We start from the raw sequence: 20,632 nt of genomic DNA on the forward strand, positions 1-20,632 counted from the left end.
GTTTGCTCGGCAACAGCGGTGCAATAATCGACCATTCTCGTTCTGTGAGTTCATAGCGGCGACGTGACATCAAAGACCTCCAAATCCGAGGTCTTTAAATAACTAATCCATTCAAATAGCTAGCCTATTTATGAGTGCACGGCCTAGCGTTCAAGCAATAGCTTTTTGAACTATCGGCAGAATTGTGTCAGGCGATAAGTCGTGCTTCGCCTTTCTCATGTTCGCCGACACATCCATACACCATTGGGCGTAAAAATTCTTGTTCATGCCGAATATTTTTGACGATCTACGCTGTCCGTTGGAAGAATAGCGGCTTAGTTCTTCGGAACAATAATACACCAGCAAGATTGTTCATGATCAATGGATGGCTGTCGTGAATCGGGAAATAGTCTGGACGTTGTTATTGTTGATAATCCTGATTGCCAGCGCGGCAGCAGGTGCGTTTTTACGGGTCCGCCTTCCCGCTCCACACCGTAGCAATGAATCCTTAGACTTTCTACGAATTGTGACCGCACTTCTGGTAACCTTCGTTGCACTGGTCCTGAGCCTGCTACTCGCTTCTGAACTGGCTTCCTATAATACAGCCTCTCATGACCGTAATCATTATGCCGCAAACCTCACGCAACTGGATGGCTGCATGAGAGATTTCGGCCCTGAACTGGTGGAACAGCAGAAGCAATTGCACGGTTACACAGCCGCAGTCATCGCCAGCACCTGGCCTGATGAACCTCACCCAGCAGGAGTGAAATATCCGGACACATCCCAGTTTCCGCTCGTCGGAGAAGCCCCTGTGCTCACTGGCGTAATGAACGGTATCGGCATTGCATTGGCGGCTTTGCAACCGCGGGATCCGCTGCATCAGGCACTGGCGACGCGGTGCAAGGACATTTTCGCCTCTGTCTCTGCGGCCCGCTGGACCGTTATTGAAGATACCCAAGGCTCGCTCTCAGAACCATTTTTTGGGGTATTGGTGTTCTGGCTAATGTTGATGTTCCTGAGTTTTGGCCTTCAGGCGCCTCGAAACTCCCTATCCTTCTGCATTGTCGCAATCGCCATAGTTTCGGTTATAAGCGTAGTGTTCGTTATTCTGGACCTTGACCGGCCCTATGGTGGAATGTTTGAAATCTCGAGCCACTCGATGCGTCTTGCACTTGCTGACATGTTGCGTTGAACAGCGCAGCAGCAAGTACATTGCGAGGATCTCATCAAAATCGTCGTCTCGACCTCATTGCGATAGTCCGATTGTGGCCTGCTGCCGGTTTTTCGGACACCGAGTTAGGCTAATCCCACCTTGTTTTCAAATTCCATCGGGCTGAGATAGCCCAATGTCGAATGCCGACGCTTGGGATTGTAGAAGCGCTCGATGTAATCGAACACGTCCGCCTTTGCATCGTCTCTGGTTCTGTAGACCTTGCGAGCTGTCCTTTCCGTTTTGAGTGACGAGAAGAAGCTTTCCATCGCGGCATTGTCCCAGACATTGCCGGATCGGCTCATAGAACAGGTGATGCCGTGATCAGCCATGAGACGCTGGAACTGCTGGCTCGTGTATTGGCTACCCTGGTCCGAATGGTGGAGAAGCGCATCCGGCTTGCCTCTGCGCCAGATGGCCATGATCAGCGCATCTGTGACGAGCTGGGCCGTCATGTTTGCGTTCATCGACCAGCCAACGACACGGCGCGAGAACAGGTCGATGACGGCAGCCACATAGAGCCAGCCCTCAGCCGTCCATAGATAGGTAAAATCGGCTACCCACTTCTGGTTCGGTTTTGCTGCCGCGAACTGCCGGTCCAGCACATTCGGCATGATGACTGGGCGCTCACCGTCGTCTTTCGGCAAGCCCCGTCTTCTCGGTCGTGCTCTCAATGCATTGTCGCGCACGAGACGCTCGACGCGATGGAGACCTCAGGAAAAGCCCTCCGCGAGAAGATCATGCCAGACACGCCGCGCGCCGTAGGTGCGGTGGCTGTCCTTAAAGCTGATCTTGATCTTGTCGAGCAGAGCCTCGTCATACCGGGCATGCTGGCTCGGAGACCGATGTAGCCAGGCATGAAAGCCGGAACGCGATACACCCAGCGCTTCGCAGAGCCATGCCCCCGGCCAGATCGAACGGTGCTTTGCAATGAACGCGAACTTCATATCACGTCCTTCGCAAAGTAGGCGGCGGCCTTTTTTAAGATGTCGCGCTCCGCCTTCAGCTTGGCGACTTCTTCCGAAGCCTCTCGATCGCAAGCTGCTCGGGCTTCATCTGCCCGGAACCGGGAAACGCCTGCGCCGGGTCTGAACCGTATTCCCTAACCCACTTGCGCAGGACATTCTCATGAACATCCAGGTCGCGGGCGGCTTGCGCAACACTGACCCCGCGCTCTCGCACCAACTTCACTGCCTCGAGCTTGTACTCGCTGCTGAATTTCCTTCGTTGCATTCATGCGCTCCAGTTTCATCGGAAACACCTTAACTCGGTGTCCACGAAACCGGCAGCAGGCCATTGTTCGCATCTCAGGGGCTAGAGCGAAGCAAAATCTAGAGGTGCGAATGGAGCGCGCAACCCCGCTGAAATATTAACTAGAATCTTCGCCAACTTTGGCTCTGGCGAAACGTGGCGAGCTTCGCTTGTATGATTGAGCCATCGCATTGATAAATTGTGCATTGGGGAACATAAGTGAGTTGGATCATCTTGGCTGAAGCTTTCCTTACGTCTGTTCTGGGACTTGTTGCGCTTGCGATGGCATGGAGAGTGCGGCGCTAGGCGATTTAGTATGCGATGCACTAATTCCACTTGCCGCTGCCATTGTTCGCCTAACGGACCGCCGACCAGTCGCCGTCTTCCAGCTTGAGCCAGCTGGTCGCAGCAATATTAGATCGCAAACTGAGTTGCGCAACCAACGCTTCGACCATTCGGTCTTCTTCCTTGCCTGCGAACAGCGTGGCCTCCACCTCAACCTCATTGCTTCCATCGATGTGATGGCTCCGGATAGCGTGGAAGCGCAGTCTTTTCAGATCGAGTGTCTGGATCAACAGTGCCCTAACCGCAATTTCGCTTTCCCCGGGACATCGAAACTTAACCAGATAGAATTGATCGACTTCTGGCTCTACAAAGGAATAGCGGTTCACGAGTATTGCAATCTTTGGCAAGGAAATATTGAGGCAGACAATGAAAAATGCCGTTTCCACGGCGAGCAACCACTGCCCATAACCAGCTAGAACGCCAACAGCACCCGTACTCCAGATAGTGGCAGCCGTACTGAGCCCCTTGATGCTTGCGCCATCCTTGATAATGAGCCCGGCGCCAAGAAAGCCGATCCCGGTAACAACCTGCGAGCCCATTCTAAGATCGCCTTCAAATCCGAGAGCGTAGGGCAGCGAAGCATATGCTGCGGCACCCAAAGCTACGAGACCGTGTGTAGAAAGGCCGGAATGGCGTTGCCTTAACTGCCGTTCCAATCCAATTGTAGAACCGAGCAGAAGAGCGATCGCAAGATTGATCATGATGGACGAGATTGCGGCAACTTCTGACATAGTGGCCCTTCTTCACGCCCTGCGCGACGGGCTGGTTAGTAGGGATGAATGCGAACTGCAATCTGCAATTCAACTAAAAAGTAGCGGTTAATGCCGCTGAATTGAGCAGTGTGCATTATAGACACCCTTATGAAGTTAAGGAAGTCTTCCTATTATAGCGACACTCATACCTCATAATAATGCTTGAATTATCTCTTCTATAGTAGTTCTATCGATACGTTGCTCGCATTTTCTCCAACATCGACTGAGGGGTCAGATTGAATGGGGTTGCTTGGAATACTGCTTGGACTAGCTCTTCTCATGTGGTTTGCTTATCGCGGCTGGAGTGTGCTTCTGCTTTCTCCCGCCGCAGCTCTTCTCGCCGCCCTCATTTCGGGAGAGCCACTTCTGGCAAACTGGACATCGACTTTCATGAGCGGGGCGGCCAGTTTCGTAGGCCGATGGTTTCCACTTTTTCTCCTGGGCGGCATTTTTGGCAAGCTGATGGACGATAGCGGTTCCATCACATCCATTGCACGATATCTGACGGAGAAACTCGGCGTAAAGCGCACGATGCTTTCCGTCGTGCTCGCATCGGCAGTCGTCACTTATGGCGGCGTCAGCGTCTTCGTTGCCTTCTTCGTGCTGGTTCCCATGGCACGTGAAATGTTCAAAGCAGCAAACATACCAGCACGGCTGATGCCTGCCGCCATTGGGCTTGGCGCCTTTACTTTCACCATGTCGGCCATGCCTGGCACACCTTCCACCAACAATGCCATTCCGATGCCCTATTTCGAAACCACGACCTTTGCAGCACCTGGCCTTGGAATCATCGCATCCATCATCACACTTGTCTTTGGCATGTGGTGGTTACAGCGGGCGGAAGCCAAGGCAAGGGCCGCAGGTGAAAACTATGTCGATGACACCGGCGACCTCGAAATCACAGAGAAAGTCAGAGAACAATCGACATTATCGGGAGACTTCGATCCGGCCGAACTCAAACATGGTGTACGTGCCGACAATCAGCCGCCGTTCTTCTTTGCGGTACTGCCCCTGCTTGTCGTCATCATCGTCAATTTCCTGATGGCGCTGATCATTCTGCCCCGCATCGACTTCTCGTTTCTGGAACAGGAGCCGTGGGGAATTGACGTCGGCTCATCGATTGGTCTGTGGGCGGTTCTGATCGCTTTGGCAGCGGCCATCCTGACCCTGATAGTGGTCAATTTTGGGCGGCTGCGGGCAATCCGTGAGAGCCTCGACGCAGGCGCAAACTCTTCTGTTCTGCCAATCCTCACAATTGCAAGCCTCGTCGGTTTCGGTGCAGTCGTGGCTGCCATGCCTGCTTTTGCGGTGGTTCGCGATGCGGTGCTCGAAGTGCCGGGCGGCCCGCTTGTCTCACTTGTCGTCGCCATGAACGCGCTCGCAGCCCTCACCGGAACAGCATCCGGCGGCATGGCCATCGCGCTCAATGCACTTGGAGACGAATATATGCGGCTAGCGATACAGTACGGGATCAATCCCGAACTCATGCACCGTTTGACGGTCATCAGCGCCGGCACGCTGGATGCGCTACCGCATAACGGCACGGTGCTTCTACTTCTACAGATCAGCAAGCAGACCCACGCATCGAGCTATCTCGACATGGTCATGACCGTGATTGTCGGTGTGATCATATCGCTCGCCGCGGTTTTCGCGCTGGGATCAATGTTTGGTTCCTTCTGAGCATGGCCATTGTTGTTGAAAGGAAGTTGAAATGAAAAGGACTTCTCTCCTGATTGCCGTCCTGCTCTCTTTGATGGCAAGCCCTGCATTCGCGCATCTCAACCCAGCAGAACACGGTTCGTTTGCCGCCGGGTTTACGCATCCCCTCTCGGGCGTCGATCACATCCTTGCAATGGTCGCCGTCGGTCTCTGGGCGTCAATGCTTGGCGGACGTGCGCTCGTCATTGTGCCGCTAAGCTTTGTAGGCGTCATGCTCCTGGGCTTCGTGGCAGCGCTTGGCGGAGTATCCCTCCCCTTTGTCGAACCGGTCATCCTTGCATCGGTGATTGTGCTTGGCCTCCTCGTCGCCATGGCATTCCACGCATCGACCCTGACCGCAGCACTTATCGTCGGGTTCTTTGCATTCTTCCATGGCTATGCTCATGGCGGAGAAATAGGCAGCGCTGCGTTTCTTTCCTATGGTGCCGGTTTTGCTCTTGCGACAGCATTGCTCCACGCGGCAGGCATCAGTGTCGGTCTTGCAGCGGGCCGTATGCTGCAGGGACGCACGGGACAGATAGTGATGCGGATCGCTGGCGGCTTTGCCGCCCTTAGCGGACTCTACCTGATGGCCGGGTGATGTGAGCATCATTTTGCTGGATCATTCGAAGAGACACGCTGAAACTGATATTGAACATGATGGGTCAGTGCCGGAAATACCTATGCATTCTCCGGCGCTGCCTATGCTGCATCTCATGCGGCTTGTCAGTCCCAGCCAGCCAGTCGGCGCATTTTCCTATTCGCGCGGCCTTGAATGGGCAGTCCATGCGGGAACAGTGACGAATGAGGAAAGTTGTGCCGGGTGGGTGTTCGGCCTTCTGGAACACAGTTATGCTGCGCTTGACGGAGCAATTTTCTGGCGAATAATTTCGGCATTGATGCGAAATGACGATGCAGAATTTTGCCGCCTGAATAACTGGCTTGGAGCAAGCCGTGAAAGCAGCGAGCTTGAGCTTGAAGATCGCCGCATGGGTGAATCCTTGCTCACGTTACTGTCGGAACTTGGTGTCGAACAGGCACGCAGCTTCGCTTTGGTACAGCAAGCCACCTATCCTGCAGCCTTCGCCATTGCAGCATGTCATTGGAATATCGAGCCTGTTGATGCGCTGCGCGGTCTCATGTGGAGTGTGGTTGAAAGCCAGATCATGGCTGCAATCCGTCTCGTCCCCCTCGGCCACACAGCAGGCCAGAGGATACTTATCGCCGGAGCGGCGAAGATCGAGCGGGCCGTCGAAAAGGCCCGGACTCTGAATGACGACGAAATCGGCAACACAGCACCCGCACTGGCCATGGCAAGTGCCTGGCACGAGACACAATATAGCCGCCTATTCCGGTCGTGAGCGAAGCGATTCACGGTATTGCTTGAGATTGTCCTCAGCCGAAGTCGCATCAGCCGGTGCGACGGGCACCAGTGCCTTGAAGGCATACTGACCGATCAACATGACCCAGGTGACGAGCACGAATGTCGAGGTCAGCACCGGCATCCCAATCGGTTTCAGGAATATGGCGACCGAAGCCCAAAGCCATGTCGCCACGATGGCACCGAAGATCGCGTAAAGAAAACTGCTCCAGCTAAAAACAAGGAAGAAGCCGCCAAGCGCAATCGCCGTCAAGGCCGCGTTATAGCCGAAAAGCCCATCGCGAATGGCGCCTTCCGGACCACCGAATGCGGCTGCAACCACTGCGCCGGTTACCGCTCCCAGAAGGCCCATAAGAGCGCTTATTCGCGAATGGATCGCGATACCGGCAAGGATGATGTAACCGGTGATCCAGTTATCCTGGAAGAATATCTGCCCGATGGCAGTACCGATCCCCATATACCAGGTCGGAAGCACGTAAGGGACAGCATAGGAAAACTGTTCCGGCGAAACCGGCTTTGCCATCGGACCGGCATCTATGGCATCGAATTTGAGTATCGCGAACAGAAACAGCCAGCCGACGAGTACGAATGGCATTGTCAGGGGCGCCACCTTGTGCGGCCCTAGCAGTGTGGCGATACTGGCGAAAGCCATGGTGGAGAAAGCAGCGCCACAGATGAGATAGATCGTCATGGTAGGCGACGGCAGGGCACCGCTGCGGAAATCCGCACTGGTGAAGGCAATCAGTGCAAGGGCGACCAGAGCGCCGTTGAACCCGAACAAGCCATCCCGGATCAGCCCCTTGTCAGCCTTGAGGATGATTGCCGTCAGCGTGCTGGCGACAACGCCAAGCACGCAGATGAAAGCATAGATCCAGGAATTGACCAGAATGGCGAACAAAATGACCAGCCCCGACAGAGGGTTGTTCTGGAACACCACCTGCCCGATACCGCGCAGCGTCCAGTCCACAAACCCCAGCGAAGGATGATCCTGCAAAGCATTGAGCTGCATGGATTTATTCCCCGTCTTTCGTGATCCATTTTCCGCTGACTAGAGCATTTTCTGTTTCGACTGAATCACCGGAAATACTCAATCTCTTTGTTTTTATGTATGTCTCCCGAAACCGGTCTCCACTTTCGAGAGACATGCTCTAAAACAGAAAATAACGCTGCGCCATCGGCAGTATGTCAGCCGGTTCACACGTGATCAACTCGCCATCCACCCGCACCTGATAACTCTGCGGATCGACCTCCAGCTTCGGCGTCAGACCGTTATGGATCATGTCCTTCTTGCGGATCGTTCGGATCCCTTTGACCGCAACCAACTGCTTGCTGAGTTTCAGCTTTTCGCCGATGCCATCATCCAGCGCCGCTTTCGAGACGAAGGTGACGCCTGTGGAGCTGAGCGCCCGTCCTAACACACCATACATAGGGCGGTAATGGACGGGCTGGGGCGTTGAGATTGATGCGTTGGGATCGCCCATCGGCGCAATCGCAATCATGCCGCCGATCATTACTAGGCTTGGCTTCACGCCGAAGAATTCCGGCTTCCACAATACCAGATCAGCGCGCTTTCCAACTTCGACAGACCCAATCTCATGGGCAAACCCGTGCGTAATTGCGGGGTTAATCGTATACTTGGCGACGTACCGCTTTGCGCGAAAATTATCGTTCCGGCTGCTATCCTGACTCAATGGGCCTCGCTGCACCTTCATTTTATGGGCAGTTTGCCAACAGCGAAGCGTTGTCTCTCCAATGCGACCCATGGCTTGAGAATCCGATGACATCATCGAAAACACACCCAGATCATGGAGAATATCTTCTGCAGCAATCGTCTCACGCCGAATGCGGGATTCAGCAAATGCTACATCCTCCGGGATTTTCGGGCTGAGGTGGTGGCAGACCATCAGCATATCAAGATGCTCGTCGACCGTATTGATGGTGTAGGGACGGGTCGGATTGGTGGAGGACGGCAGGATATTTTCTTGGCCCGCCGCCGTAATGATGTCAGGCGCATGACCACCGCCGGCGCCTTCCGTATGGAAACTGTGGATGGTCCTGCCCTTCATGGCAGCAAAGGTATCCTTAACGAACCCGCTCTCGTTCAGCGTATCCGTATGGATAGCCACCTGAATGTCTTCTTCGTCAGCGACGTTCAGGCAATTATCGATGGCGGCTGGTGTGGTTCCCCAGTCTTCATGCAGCTTCAGGCCGACAGCACCGGCCCTGATCTGCTCACGCAGAGGTTCGGGCTTGCTTGCATTACCCTTGCCGAGCAGTCCCACATTGATTGGAAGAGCTTCGACAGCCTCAAGCATACGATGGATAGCCCAGGGCCCCGGTGTAACTGTGGTTGCGAGCGTGCCAACCGTCGGCCCCGTTCCGCCGCCGACCAAAGTCGTGGTGCCACTGGCCAGCGCCTCTTCTGCCTGCTGTGGCGCGATGAAGTGAATATGGGTGTCGATACCGCCCGCGGTGAGAATCTTGCCTTCGCCCGCAATGACGTCGGTAGCAGGTCCGACGACGATGTTGACGCCGGGCTGAATATCAGGATTACCGGCCTTGCCGATCCCCGAAATACGACCATCCTTGATACCGACATCGGCTTTGATGATGCCCCAATAGTCCAGAATGATGACATTGGTGATAACCAGATCGACAGTTTCGGACGAGGGCCGCTGCCCCTGCCCCATACCGTCTCGGATGACCTTGCCGCCGCCGAATGTTACTTCTTCGCCGTAGATACAACGATCTTCCTCGACCTCGATGATGAGTTCGGTATCCGCCAAACGCAGACGGTCCCCCTTGGTCGGGCCATACAGTTCGGCATAGGCCTGTCTTGAGATCCTTCCCATCTGTCCCTCCTAGAGTTTTCCGTCGATTTTTGCGTTGAAGCCGTAGACTTCCCGGTCACCATCCAGTGCAACCAGTTCGACTTCACGGTCCTGCCCCGGCTCGAACCGCACCGCAGTCCCGGCCGGAATATTGAGCCGGAAACCTCTCGACCGTTCGCGGTCGAAGGCAAGCGCCTCGTTCGTTTCATAGAAATGATAATGCGATCCAACCTGTATCGGCCTGTCGCCCGTGTTCTCCACGGCGATGGTGCGCGTTTCGCGACCGTTATTGAGGTCGATCGACCCGTCTTCGATGAAATATTCACCCGGTATCATGATCGTCTCCTGAGGCACATCCCGAAAACTGTGAAATGGTTTTCGGACAAGATGCGCGTAAAAACCAAAGCCAGAGCGTTTCCAATGTTTCAGGAAATGCCTTACGGAATGGGGTTGTGAACGGTCACAAGCTTGGTGCCGTCCGGAAAGGTGGCTTCCACCTGAATGTCGTGGATCATTTCAGGCACGCCCTCCATCACCTCGTCACGGGTGAGAAGCGTGGCTCCATAGGACATGAGTTCTGCAACCGTCTTGCCGTCGCGTGCTCCCTCCAGAATTTCGGCGGAGATATAAGCCACGACTTCCGGGTAGTTCAGTTTCAGCCCTCGGGCCTTGCGTCGCTCCGCAACCAGTGCTGCGGTGAAAATCAGAAGCTTGTCCTTTTCACGTGGCAATAGTTCCATTTTTAGGCCCTCTCTAAACTGAGTTATGTTGCCCAGATGCGTGGCGCAGCAGCCGGTTTCCCCAGTCCGGTTTCGCGCAGAACTTCCCAGGCTTTTCGAAACAATGTCTTGGCTTCCGACATGCGCCCGCCGAGATAGCGGCAGACGATTATCCGCTCGAGCCGCGACGCCGAAAACAGATTTCTGGCTGCATCGCCGACCGCTTCGCGAATAGCATGAAGCGCGTTTTCATCTGCCGGACCGGCATAAACCATCGTCGCGACAATCGGTTTTGCGCAGAAGGCAAAAGCGGCATTCATCGCCGTATCGGCGCCATAAAGGCGGAACTGCTCGAACCAGATCGGCTTTCCGTCCCTGAGTATTTCGACCCTTTGACGAACTTCTCCCTTGTCGAAACTTTCCTGACAGGCGGGCCGCCCGAGACTGATAATGTCCCAGCCCAAATAGATCGCATCTCTGCTCAGCGAGACTTGCGTGCTTATGGAGGCCTTTGCGCCGTCAAAAACGATTGTTTCCTGCGGGAGATATTCACATATACCGCCCTCGCCCACCTCGATCCTGGTCGTTTGGCTGCTACGGCCCCGCTCGCTGCGATAGAATTTGGTGGCACCCGGCGTCGTCAGGACTGCCCTGGCGCCGCGCCCCAAAAAGCAAGAAATATCAAGAACATCTTCACCAGCAACACCGCCCGGCGGATGAAGAAGATAGACATGCGCGCTGCCGTCTTTTTCAGGATAGAAGGGTTGCTGCACCGCAAGCGGCCCCACGTGGCGTCGCCGCATCAGTCGCGTCACTTCACGATTATGCTCAAACTGCAGTTCAAGCTCGGCATGCCAACCCTTTTTCGACACTGCCACCTCTCCAATCTAACGACAAGTCACAGAATAGGAAGAAACATTCAGTACAAAATGGAGATGCATATACATTTTTTACTTAAGCTAGCTCGACAAATCGGTTCATACAAGCCTAAATGTAAGAAAGAGACCGGTTCACGAGGTTGCCATTGATGCCACTTTAAATACAAGAGCTGTAGATGGAAAGTTCCTTGGGAGGGAGAAAAATGCTGCAGGTAGCATCGGTCAGACGCAAATCAGACGATCAACTGGCAGATGAAAGGCCTTTATCGGGAACTGTTGTTCTCCGATACGATGAGCGACATCTGCGGCGAAAAGCAATCTCTTTAACAAACGGGATCAGAGTGTTCATCGATCTGCCAGATCCCGTTATTCTTACAGCCGAGGATCAACTTATACTCGATGATGGATCGATCATAGAGATAGAAGCTGCTGATGAGCTTTTATATTCCGTCACGACTTCCGATCTGGATCATTTGATAGAGCTCGTCTGGCATATTGGGAACCGACACCTCCCCGCTGAAATTTCGCAGGATCGCATCCTGATCGCCCGAGACCACGTTATTAAAGATATGCTAGAGGGGCTCGGCGCAACAGTAGCGGAAGTAGTCATGCCTTTTAATCCCGTTAGAGGCGCGTACGCTGGCCATCATCACGATCATAATCATAACTCACCGCACACCTGAATAGCCCTGTTGCCATTAGTTTGCGAAGGAAATTTCAATCATGGTTTCAAAGAATGGTCCCTTGCGCGTTGGAATCGGCGGCCCTGTGGGCTCGGGAAAGACCACTCTTACTGAAAAGCTATGTAAGGCGCTTCGAGCACGCTATTCAATCGCAGTGATAACCAACGATATCTATACAAAGGAAGATGCACTTATCCTTGCGCGGCAACAAGCCCTACCGGAAGATCGAATTCTGGGCGTAGAAACAGGCGGCTGTCCTCATACCGCTATTAGAGAGGATGCGTCCATCAATCTGCAAGCAATTGCGGAAATGAACAGAAAATTTCCCGATCTGGATATCGTTTTTATCGAATCGGGCGGCGATAATCTTGCCGCAACTTTTTCTCCAGACCTGGCAGACCTTACGCTTTACGTAATTTCCGTTTGTCAGGGCGAAGAGATACCGCGCAAAGGGGGTCCGGGCATCACTCGATCTGACTTTTTGATCATAAACAAGAGCGACTTGGCTCCTCACGTGAACGTGGACCTCGAAGTCATGAGAAGAGACGCGGATCGAATGCGAGCGGGTCGACCATTCGCTTTTACGGATCTCACCCGGGGCAGAGAGCTTAATACCGTCATTGATTTTATAATCGATAATGGTGGTCTTTCGGTTTAGCGTTTGGATAAGCGGTCGATTATGCGGACAGGCAAATGCAAGACCAACGATGCCTGTTCGAATGTGCCCTGACCTGAAGTAACGAAAGCATCGTCCAGCCCCGCATATTCATCCGTGATCATTTGCCTTAGGAGTTTACCCGACCCTAAAAGCTTGATCAGCGTGTTGGAGCTGGCAAATGAACTGTGCCCGCCACTATCAACCTGGGAAATATCGAGAACCTGAATATTCTTCTTCTGTAAAAAGGCGATATCTGCGCCGCTGCCGATCCGGGCGTTTCCTCCGGTCAATCGCCGAGAGATATCTAACGCTCGGTCACGCCGCGAAACCACTATGGTGAATGGTTGCGGCAATGGCTCAATATCATTGACTTGGCTCTGGAACATGTCCGGATCAATATCGGGTGCCGCGAGCAGCACACCTTTGATCTTTTTGAGTTCCGCCGTGCGTTTCTCCATGGAGAGTGTTCTTAACGCTTCCATAACCACAAGTGCACCCATAGAGTGGCCAACGACGATAATTCCCTTTGTGTTGGTTCTTGCTGCCAATTGAAGTGTTTGCGCCAAACCATTGCGGGCGATGATGGCGCTGTCTCGATCATAAAGATAGCGGGTAAAATTGGCCGCTGAAGCCCAGGAAAAATGCACAGGGACAGAACGCACGTCATAATCATGGGCAATTTGTGCATTCCGGAAGAGAGATTCCGCAAAATTGTTATTGTAACCATGAACAAAGATAAAAACCTCGCGTTGGGGCTCGGACCGCTTCATTAGCTGAGCGTTCATTTCCCGCACGAAAGCATCTGCGTTCGGAATGACCTGGTAGTTTGCTGCCGTAAATTGCCGGCGGGGATCCGGTTGGGCCGAAGATGTTGGGACGTCGCCGGGGCGGTGTGCGTCGGGGATTCGCACGTCGATAGATGAGAACATCAGAGCATCCGCCCGACTACGCGAATACGCTATTTCCGGATCTTCAACACGCTCACGCGTGGTAGCAACAAGAAGTGGAATGAGGCTAGACCGCTGAGCACCTTTGTTGTCAACCGTTCCAAGCCCAGTCACGGCTCTGGGTCCAGCGCAACCCACAGAAAACTGCATGATAAGCACCGCGATGAGAAATCGCGGCGCTTGACCATATATCCGTCGGAAAATTGATTTCGCCATATCAGTTCTTCGGTAACGCGCCCTCCACGGCTTCACGAAGATGCTTTTCTTGTTCTAACGACAATGAGGTCTTCAACACTCGTCCTTTCAGATCGGGCATATCCGCGATCACTCGATCCCACTGCACCTTCCGCAAAAGAACAAAAAGGGCGGATGAGTTTTGAGGGATAGTCTCCCCGAGCGCGCGAATGAAATTGTCATCGATCCCATAATCAGTCAGCGAGCCGGAAAGCGCCCCAGCGCCAGCCCCAACCGCACCGCCGAGTGCCATACCAGCCAAGGGATTGAGAAAAATCAACCCAACAAGCCCGCCCCAAAGTGCCCCTGACAAGAAGCCTGACCCGGCACCCAAAGCGGGCAAATTGAATTTCTGTTTGAGATGAACTTTTCCAGTTCCATCCCGCACCACGATGACTGCGTCCTCCAGATCAACAAGATATTCTTTCTGGAGCTGGCCGAGCTTGAGCAGTACATCATCAGCTTCTGCAACGGTATCGAAGCCTATCACAACCAATTCAGACAAAGCATTTTCCCTTCGATGATTGTAGATCATAATGCCGCGTCAGCGGCGCCACCTCACAGTACGAACATTGGTTATGCGCCCATCACGTACACGGACTGTCACATCATAGGTGCGCCTGAAACGATCCCCACGATAGAGAAAGTGGCTACCTCTACAGTCAATTGCACGAACGTTTCGGAACCCGCGTGTTCTCAGGATTCTGGTCCCTTCAGAACAGCGGATTCTGTGACCATTATTCAACCTTGTTCCGACCAAAGCAGTCTGGTTCTGGCTGAATGCCTGAACGGGTTCGGCCACCGTGCCCGCGACGGTTAATGCAAACAATGCGAGAGTGGCGGCAATGGCTCGTAACATCATCCCCTCCACGAAGCTGTTTTCAACAAACAAGCTGACAGGTGATCTGGCTCGACATGACTGCCGAACCAGATCACATGGTTTCCAGAGCTGAGGGCGCCGGAAACTTCTCATAAAATGCTCGAGATGTAATCTTATCGACAACGCGCCTCAAAGACGCGGCCATGCTGATCACGATATCGGCAGTATTGAACACCGTTTCGAGTCTGAGCAACGCCGACGAGCGTTCCTGCAGCTGCGCCGATAGCCGCGCCAGTAAGCGCTCCGCGCGTATCCCCACCAATCGCAGCGCCCGCAAGACCACCGATTGCAGCACCACCTACACCATATCCAGCAGTCCGTCTGTCATCGGTGGTACACGCCGCTGTTGCGATCGCTATCGAACAAACTGCTAGTAAGGTGCAAACTCGGTTTCTCATTGTAACCTCTTTCCCAACATGAATCTAAACGACTATTGATACTCATTGTAACGCGAAAAAGTGCGACAAATGTGGGCACAAATGCGGCCTTCACGTACAGTGGGATACTTATCGACTGTGACGACCCATCACTCGATCGACACGCACCACACGGCCATCGCGGGCACGCACTTCTATTCTTAAAGTTTGTTGTCTACGCTCGCCTCTGAATACAAAATGAGGGGCATTACAGCTGATGCTACGCAGATGTGTTAGTCCTCGCATGGACAGATACCGCATTGCCTCACGACAAGATATGGGACCGCCATCGTTAAGTTCAGTACCAACCACGACGCTCCTTGCTAATGGCCGGGCAGGAGAATTCGCTACCATACCAAGCTGTAAGACCAAGGAAGCGACAAAGACAAAAGACGAGGAAAAAGCTCGAGAATTCATTGCGTCCCTCCAAACGCTTTCAATCATAAACTATGTGATTATTGTTTCTTGGCAAGCAGAAATCCGTTACATTCAGAAAATGAAATATTCATAAAGTATCATTAAGTAATTATATAATCATTTTGATTGTTTGAGGAAAAAGGCGAGAGCTGCAATAGCGGCTGATATAGCAAGACCAAAACTGAAAACATCCCGTGTTCCATCCCATGCTACCGCTTCGCTAAGAAATAATACCCCTAAAACCGCAACAACAACACTTAACAGATGTTCTTTTAGATCTTCTAGGTTGGATATTTTTAGCCACGATGGCATCTTAACCCGATCATCGATAAAAAGAGAATAAAGCCCCAGACTAATGATGTAAACGGCAATTGCTATCAGAAAAACGTCAACAGTTTCTACGACACGCACCGCATATGTTTTGGACGCTTTTGATGTAAATTCAAGATTCTTAAGTATATCGAAACTCGCACTCGCCATGACGGCGATCTGGTACATTATTAAGGCAATTGATCCAAATAATGCTCCAATAACCGGCAAAATCATTATATATCGGCTAAGAGACAATATTTTTGTGAACATAACGACCTCCTGCGTTTCGAAGGCAAGATAGTAGAGTCAGAAATTACCTTGCAGACGCGCTCCATTCTGCAACGATATTACAAAAATTATAATAACGGGATCTCGCTTTTTTGAAAACCCAGCGATGTGTCGAAGCGTACGTAACGTTTTTTTTTGCACAGACTGTTTCACCGGCCACACTCTTTACATGGGAGGAAATCGATAGCTTCCAATTAGCCAAAATTGGCTGGTTAGGTGAAAGATTATATGTTAAGCAGAATAGTCAGTATTAATGTGCGGTTGCGTGGAGAAAGGCCGTTAATCGCGCACCGATTACTGGCCAATCGGAGCAGAACAGCATATTTTGCAATCGTTTAGTTTGAAAAAGCCATATTGCTCCAAGTCCTATTGCCTTGCACCAGGCTTTTGGTCTGTTTCTACGTTACTTTTATGTAATCGCTCTTCGAGAGCGTCCTACAGGGGAAGTTGACCTTGAAGTCCGGAGGAAGGGGACATCTCAGCAAATGACGACAAGATCGGATATTTTTGCGGTCAAATTGGAAAAGCGCCAGCGTTCAAGCGCCAGTATAAACCGAGCACTGGTACTCGCTCTCGTGATTACATCACTAAGCGCATGTTCTCAAGAAACGGAAGCCCAACCGCCCCAAATACGCCCTGTTCAAGTCGTAACTGTTCAGAAGGGCGCATCTGGACAAACCTCTACGTTTACGGGCGAAATTCAAGCTCAAGAAGAAGTATCCCTCGCATTCCGTGTATCCGGACGGATGATCGAGCGAAGCGTCAATGTTGGTGATACAGTCGCAGCAGGGCAAATTGTTGCGCGGTTAAATGCTCAGAGCGCGCAGAATTCTCTGCGATCCGCGAGAGCGGCTCTTTCGGCCGCGGAAAGTCAGCTGGTTACTGCGAGAAATGCCTTCTCGCGACAGGATCGGTTATTACAACAAGGGTTTACCACACGTGCGTTTCATGATGAAGCCCGTAATGCTTTGGAAAACGCCCGTTCGGCAGTCGACCGCGCTGAAGCACAGGTGAAGATAGCTGAAGATAATGTAGGTTACTCTAACCTCATCGTTGATGCTGGAGGAACGGTAACTGCGCGAGGTGCAGAACCTGGGGAAGTTGTGCAAGCTGGCCAGATGATTGTTCGACTGGCACGCGAGCGAGGCAGAGACGGCGTATTCGATGTACCCCCACAAATTTTGCGAGCGGCTGATCCTGATTCAGTAATTACCGTTAGCCTCGCCAATGATCCAAACGTATTCACTTCTGGTCGTGTGAGGGAAGTATCCCCGCAGGCTGACCCTGTGACGCGAACTTTTCGGGTTCGAGTGGGGTTGGATAATGCCCCCGATGCTATGCGCCTCGGCTCCACAGTTAACGGGATCGTTAAGATCGAGAACGACGCTGAAATTGAAATCCCCGCGAGCGCCTTAACTGCGGTAAATAGTTCTCCTGCGGTTTGGGTGGTTGATCCCCAAGCCGAAACTGTCGCGCTGCGAAATATTGAAGTTGCTCGGTTTGGTAATACCAATGTCGGCGTGCAGTCGGGTCTAAGCGTTGGCGATATCGTGGTTACCGCAGGAATTCAAGCTTTACATCCTGGTCAGAAGGTCCGTCTGCTAGGTTCGTCGGGGTCGTGATGCGATTCAATCTTTCTGAATGGGCCGTTCGCGAACGGCAGTTAGTCATTTTCTTGATGATCGTGGTGCTGGGAGCCGGGATTTTTGCTTATACGCGTCTCGGTCGCGCAGAAGATCCATCTTTTGTGATAAAAACAATGGTTGTACAGGCCGCTTGGCCCGGAGCGAACGTCACCGATACGCTTCAACAAGTGACCGAGCGACTGGAACGGACAATTCAGGAAACGCCGCATCTCGATAATATTCGCAGTTTTACTCGCGCAGGCGTTACAACCATTTTTGTGAATCTGGAAGGCAGCGCAAGCGCTAGGGAGGTAGAAGACACCTGGTATAACGTTCGCAAACGCGTTGGCGACATGCGCCACACACTCCCGCAAGGTGTTGTTGGCCCTGGCTTTAATGACGAGTTCGGCGACACATTTGGCCTCATTTATGGCTTTACCGCTGACGGGTTTACTCACCGGCAATTGCGGGACTACGTCGAAGAAGCACGCTCCCGTCTACTCAAGGTTACCGACGTCGCCAAGATTGAACTGCTTGGTGAACAGGATGAGCAGATCTTTGTCGAGTTCTCAATGCAGGAGCTTGCCAGCCTGGGAATTGATCGGTCTGCTCTAATCGCGGCACTGCGCGCTCAAAATGTCGTGCAGCCGTCCGGGACAATACTCACCGGCGATGAAAATCTCTCTGTCGACGTATCAGGAGCATTTAAGACCGAGCAGGACATTGCAAACATTAATTTCGCCGTAAATGGCAGAATGGTCCGACTTGCTGATATCGCAACAGTGCGCCGCGGCTATTCGGACCCTCCAGCACCGTTGTTCAGAGTTAATGGTCAACCGGGAATCGGATTAGCTATTTCGATGCGCGAAGGAGGCGATATACTTCGTCTTGGCCGCAACATCGACGAAGCTATGTACGAGATCCGAGGTGATCTGCCGCTCGGCATTGAACCCCATCTCGTCGCGGACCAGGCTGTTACCGTACGCGGTGCAATCTCGGAATTCATGGAATCTATCTGGAAAGCTATCGCAATTATTCTCGTCGTGAGTTTTGTTGCATTGGGTATACGCGCTGGCCTGATGGTTGCATTCACCATCCCACTCACCCTCGCTGCCGTATTCTCAATTATGTGGTTGGTCGGCATTGATATGCAACGCATCTCACTGGGCGCTCTGATCATTGCGCTGGCGCTGATGGTTGACGATGCAATGACCACAACGGATGCCACACTGGGAAGGCTTGCCCTAGGGGAACCAAAGGAAGTAGCGGCAGTATACGCTTTCAAAACCTATGCTTTTGCTATGCTCGCCGGCACATTTGTCACCATCGCAGGTTTCGTGCCGGTCGGTTTTGCCGCAAGTTCAGCTGGCGAGTATACTTTTTCGCTGTTCGCCGTCGTAAGCATAGCGCTTCTTGTTTCGTGGTTCGTCGCTGTTATTTTTGCCCCTCTGCTTGGAATCTATGTATTGAAACCAGCAAAGAAAACGACGGCCAGTCCAGACCCCGTTATGCGCATTTATCGCAGCTTCCTCTCTGCTGCGTTAAAAGCTAGATGGCTGACTATTGCGGTCACTCTCGTTTTGTTTGCTATCTCGATTTTTCTCCTGCCCATGATTCCACGGCAATTCTTTCCTGCGTCAGATCGCCCCGAACTTCTGGTTGACCTTGAGCTCCCCCAAAACTCCTCTATCTATGCCACCGAGCGTGTAATGCAGCGATTAGACGACGCACTGCGCCCAGACATCGATGTTGAAAGATGGAGCGGTTATGTTGGCCGCGGGGCAATTCGTTTCTATCTTCCACTTGACGCAAAACTGCCAAATGATTTTTTTGGGCAAGCCGTCGTGGTTGCTAAGGATGTCGACGCCCGTTTACGCATACAGCAAAAACTTGCTTCGCTGTTTGAAAAGGAATTTCCAAATGTGGTGACGCGGGTTTCTCCACTCGAATTGGGCCCACCTGTCGGGTGGCCCATACAATATCGTGTACTTGGCCCAGATCTGGGACAGGTCCGTGATATCGCATATAAGCTCGCTGCGGTCATCGCGAAAAGTCCTCTGACAAAAACGGTGAATTATGAATGGATTGAACCTTCGCGTGAAGTTCGAGTCCGTGTTGATCAGGATAAGGCACGCTTGTTAGGGCTTTCCAGCGAAGCAATCGGACGTGTACTGAACACTATTTTAACTGGAGCGCCCGTTACACAGGTTCGTGACGACATATATTTAGTGAACGTAACACTGCGCGCTACAGACGAACAACGTGTCTCGCTCGACACCCTGCGCACGGTCCAAATTCCCATCAACGGGGGGAGAACCGTACCTCTCAGCCAGTTTGCCACCTTCGATTTCGATCAAACATATCCCATGGTTTGGCGACGAGACAGAACGCCCAATTTGACGGTACAATCAGATATCGGCAGCGGAACATTGCCTGAAACGGTCGTGCAACAACTCGCTCCAGGCGTCAAAGAACTTTCCGATACATTACCGACGGGCTACCGGATCGAAACGGGCGGAACAGTTGAGGAAAGTGCGGCATCTCTGGCATCCGTTATGGCAGTCGTACCGGTGATGCTACTAATCATGCTTGCCGTACTTATGTTCCAGCTGCGGCGGTTCTCGTTGACATTAATAGTAGTCAGCGTCGCGCCCTTAGGTCTAATCGGAGTCGTGCTCGCTCTGCTAATATCAAACCGGCCATTGGGTTTCGTGGCTATACTCGGGGTACTCGCCCTTGTCGGTATGATCATTAAGAACGCAGTCATTCTAATTGGTCAAATTGAAGCTGAACGAGAAGCGGGCAAGGGTATAAATGAGGCCGTGCTAGACGCATCTTCTGCTCGCTTTACACCGATAATGCTGACGGCCATTTCTACGGTATTGGGAATGATACCGATAGCCCCCACTGTTTTCTGGGGACCGATGGCATTCGCGATAATGGGCGGCTTGCTCGTAGCTACTCTTCTAACTCTTATCTTTCTGCCAGCTCTGTATATAACGATCACTTCGGAACGCCGTTCGTTAAATTCAGAAACAGCGGAGAAGATTTAGTTCTCCACCTCTGGTGGTGCGTGTATTATGCCGGAAGGTATGAATGGGCAACCATTTTATTTCAGCGGCGTTTAC

Annotated in this window: 18 protein-coding genes and 1 pseudogene; 8 read left to right on the plus strand and 11 right to left on the minus strand. The window is 52.5% G+C overall.

Translation table 11 applies throughout. The annotated features are described in order from the left end of the window. The first annotated feature begins 364 nt into the window (after window positions 1–364). On the plus strand, window positions 365–1,171 hold the full coding sequence (locus QBD01_RS06630) for a hypothetical protein (RefSeq protein WP_280992128.1): 807 nt from the start codon (window positions 365–367) through the stop codon (window positions 1,169–1,171). A gap of 104 nt (window positions 1,172–1,275) precedes the next feature. Here QBD01_RS06630 and QBD01_RS06635 read toward each other — a convergent pair. Further along, a pseudogene (locus QBD01_RS06635) lies at window positions 1,276–2,422 on the minus strand (IS3 family transposase). A 374-nt stretch (window positions 2,423–2,796) separates the two neighbouring features. Then, window positions 2,797–3,516 carry an MgtC/SapB family protein gene (locus QBD01_RS06640; protein ID WP_280992129.1) on the minus strand — a complete coding sequence of 240 codons (720 nt, stop codon included), beginning with the start codon at window positions 3,514–3,516 and terminating at the stop codon, window positions 2,797–2,799. A gap of 261 nt (window positions 3,517–3,777) precedes the next feature. Between QBD01_RS06640 and QBD01_RS06645 the strand changes: the two genes are divergently transcribed. The 3 genes from QBD01_RS06645 to QBD01_RS06655 all read left to right on the plus strand — a co-directional run bounded on the left by QBD01_RS06645 (window position 3,778) and on the right by QBD01_RS06655 (window position 6,596). Beyond that, on the plus strand, window positions 3,778–5,217 hold the full coding sequence (locus QBD01_RS06645; RefSeq protein WP_280992130.1) for a GntP family permease: 1,440 nt from the start codon (window positions 3,778–3,780) through the stop codon (window positions 5,215–5,217). Between the two features lie 31 nt (window positions 5,218–5,248). Then, the gene (locus QBD01_RS06650; RefSeq protein ID WP_280992131.1) at window positions 5,249–5,836 is read left to right on the plus strand and encodes a HupE/UreJ family protein; all 588 of its coding nucleotides are present in this window, start codon (window positions 5,249–5,251) and stop codon (window positions 5,834–5,836) included. Between the two features lie 82 nt (window positions 5,837–5,918). Then, entirely contained in the window at window positions 5,919–6,596 is a 678-nt protein-coding gene (locus QBD01_RS06655; protein ID WP_280992132.1) for an urease accessory UreF family protein, read from the plus strand. On the opposite strand, the gene QBD01_RS06660 is transcribed toward QBD01_RS06655, so the two are convergent. The 5 genes from QBD01_RS06660 to QBD01_RS06680 form a co-directional block, all read right to left on the minus strand. Further along, window positions 6,582–7,625, minus strand: a complete 1,044-nt coding sequence (locus tag QBD01_RS06660; protein ID WP_280992133.1) for an urea transporter — start codon at window positions 7,623–7,625, stop codon at window positions 6,582–6,584. The two genes, QBD01_RS06655 and QBD01_RS06660, sit on opposite strands and share 15 nt — an antisense overlap. A gap of 139 nt (window positions 7,626–7,764) precedes the next feature. Then, window positions 7,765–9,468 carry an urease subunit alpha gene (gene ureC / locus QBD01_RS06665; RefSeq protein ID WP_280992134.1) on the minus strand — a complete coding sequence of 568 codons (1,704 nt, stop codon included), beginning with the start codon at window positions 9,466–9,468 and terminating at the stop codon, window positions 7,765–7,767. Between the two features lie 9 nt (window positions 9,469–9,477). Continuing rightward, entirely contained in the window at window positions 9,478–9,783 is a 306-nt protein-coding gene (locus QBD01_RS06670; protein ID WP_151554705.1) for an urease subunit beta, read from the minus strand. Window positions 9,784–9,884: 101 nt separating this feature from the next. Beyond that, window positions 9,885–10,187, minus strand: a complete 303-nt coding sequence (ureA, locus tag QBD01_RS06675) for an urease subunit gamma (RefSeq protein ID WP_021584970.1) — start codon at window positions 10,185–10,187, stop codon at window positions 9,885–9,887. 23 nt (window positions 10,188–10,210) lie between these two features. After that, complete coding sequence (locus tag QBD01_RS06680; protein ID WP_182523236.1) at window positions 10,211–11,038, minus strand: urease accessory protein UreD; 828 nt, start codon at window positions 11,036–11,038, stop codon at window positions 10,211–10,213. Between the two features lie 209 nt (window positions 11,039–11,247). On the opposite strand from QBD01_RS06680, the gene QBD01_RS06685 reads away from it, so the two are divergent. Both QBD01_RS06685 and ureG read left to right on the plus strand, forming a co-directional pair. Further along, window positions 11,248–11,727 carry an urease accessory protein UreE gene (locus QBD01_RS06685; protein WP_280992135.1) on the plus strand — a complete coding sequence of 160 codons (480 nt, stop codon included), beginning with the start codon at window positions 11,248–11,250 and terminating at the stop codon, window positions 11,725–11,727. A 40-nt stretch (window positions 11,728–11,767) separates the two neighbouring features. Beyond that, the gene (gene ureG, locus QBD01_RS06690; RefSeq protein ID WP_280992136.1) at window positions 11,768–12,385 is read left to right on the plus strand and encodes an urease accessory protein UreG; all 618 of its coding nucleotides are present in this window, start codon (window positions 11,768–11,770) and stop codon (window positions 12,383–12,385) included. Here the strand turns inward: ureG and QBD01_RS06695 are convergent. The 4 genes from QBD01_RS06695 to QBD01_RS06710 all read right to left on the minus strand — a co-directional run bounded on the left by QBD01_RS06695 (window position 12,382) and on the right by QBD01_RS06710 (window position 15,861). After that, on the minus strand, window positions 12,382–13,548 hold the full coding sequence (locus QBD01_RS06695) for an alpha/beta fold hydrolase (protein ID WP_280992137.1): 1,167 nt from the start codon (window positions 13,546–13,548) through the stop codon (window positions 12,382–12,384). The two genes, ureG and QBD01_RS06695, sit on opposite strands and share 4 nt — an antisense overlap. Window position 13,549: 1 nt before the next feature. Next, entirely contained in the window at window positions 13,550–14,071 is a 522-nt protein-coding gene (locus QBD01_RS06700) for a DUF1269 domain-containing protein (RefSeq protein ID WP_182523240.1), read from the minus strand. A 488-nt stretch (window positions 14,072–14,559) separates the two neighbouring features. Then, window positions 14,560–14,844, minus strand: a complete 285-nt coding sequence (locus QBD01_RS06705; protein WP_280992138.1) for a glycine zipper 2TM domain-containing protein — start codon at window positions 14,842–14,844, stop codon at window positions 14,560–14,562. 552 nt (window positions 14,845–15,396) lie between these two features. After that, window positions 15,397–15,861: a YqhA family protein gene (locus QBD01_RS06710; protein ID WP_280992139.1), complete on the minus strand. Its 465-nt coding sequence runs from the start codon at window positions 15,859–15,861 to the stop codon at window positions 15,397–15,399. 503 nt (window positions 15,862–16,364) lie between these two features. Between QBD01_RS06710 and QBD01_RS06715 the strand changes: the two genes are divergently transcribed. Continuing rightward, window positions 16,365–17,501, plus strand: a complete 1,137-nt coding sequence (locus QBD01_RS06715) for an efflux RND transporter periplasmic adaptor subunit (RefSeq protein ID WP_280992140.1) — start codon at window positions 16,365–16,367, stop codon at window positions 17,499–17,501. Next, the gene (locus tag QBD01_RS06720) at window positions 17,501–20,557 is read left to right on the plus strand and encodes an efflux RND transporter permease subunit (protein WP_280992141.1); all 3,057 of its coding nucleotides are present in this window, start codon (window positions 17,501–17,503) and stop codon (window positions 20,555–20,557) included. Before QBD01_RS06715 ends, QBD01_RS06720 begins: the two co-directional genes overlap by 1 nt. The last annotated feature ends 75 nt before the right edge of the window (window positions 20,558–20,632 follow it).

The sequence above is a fragment of the Ochrobactrum sp. 19YEA23 genome (assembly GCF_029909865.1).
GTDB lineage: Bacteria > Pseudomonadota > Alphaproteobacteria > Rhizobiales > Rhizobiaceae > Brucella > Brucella gambitense.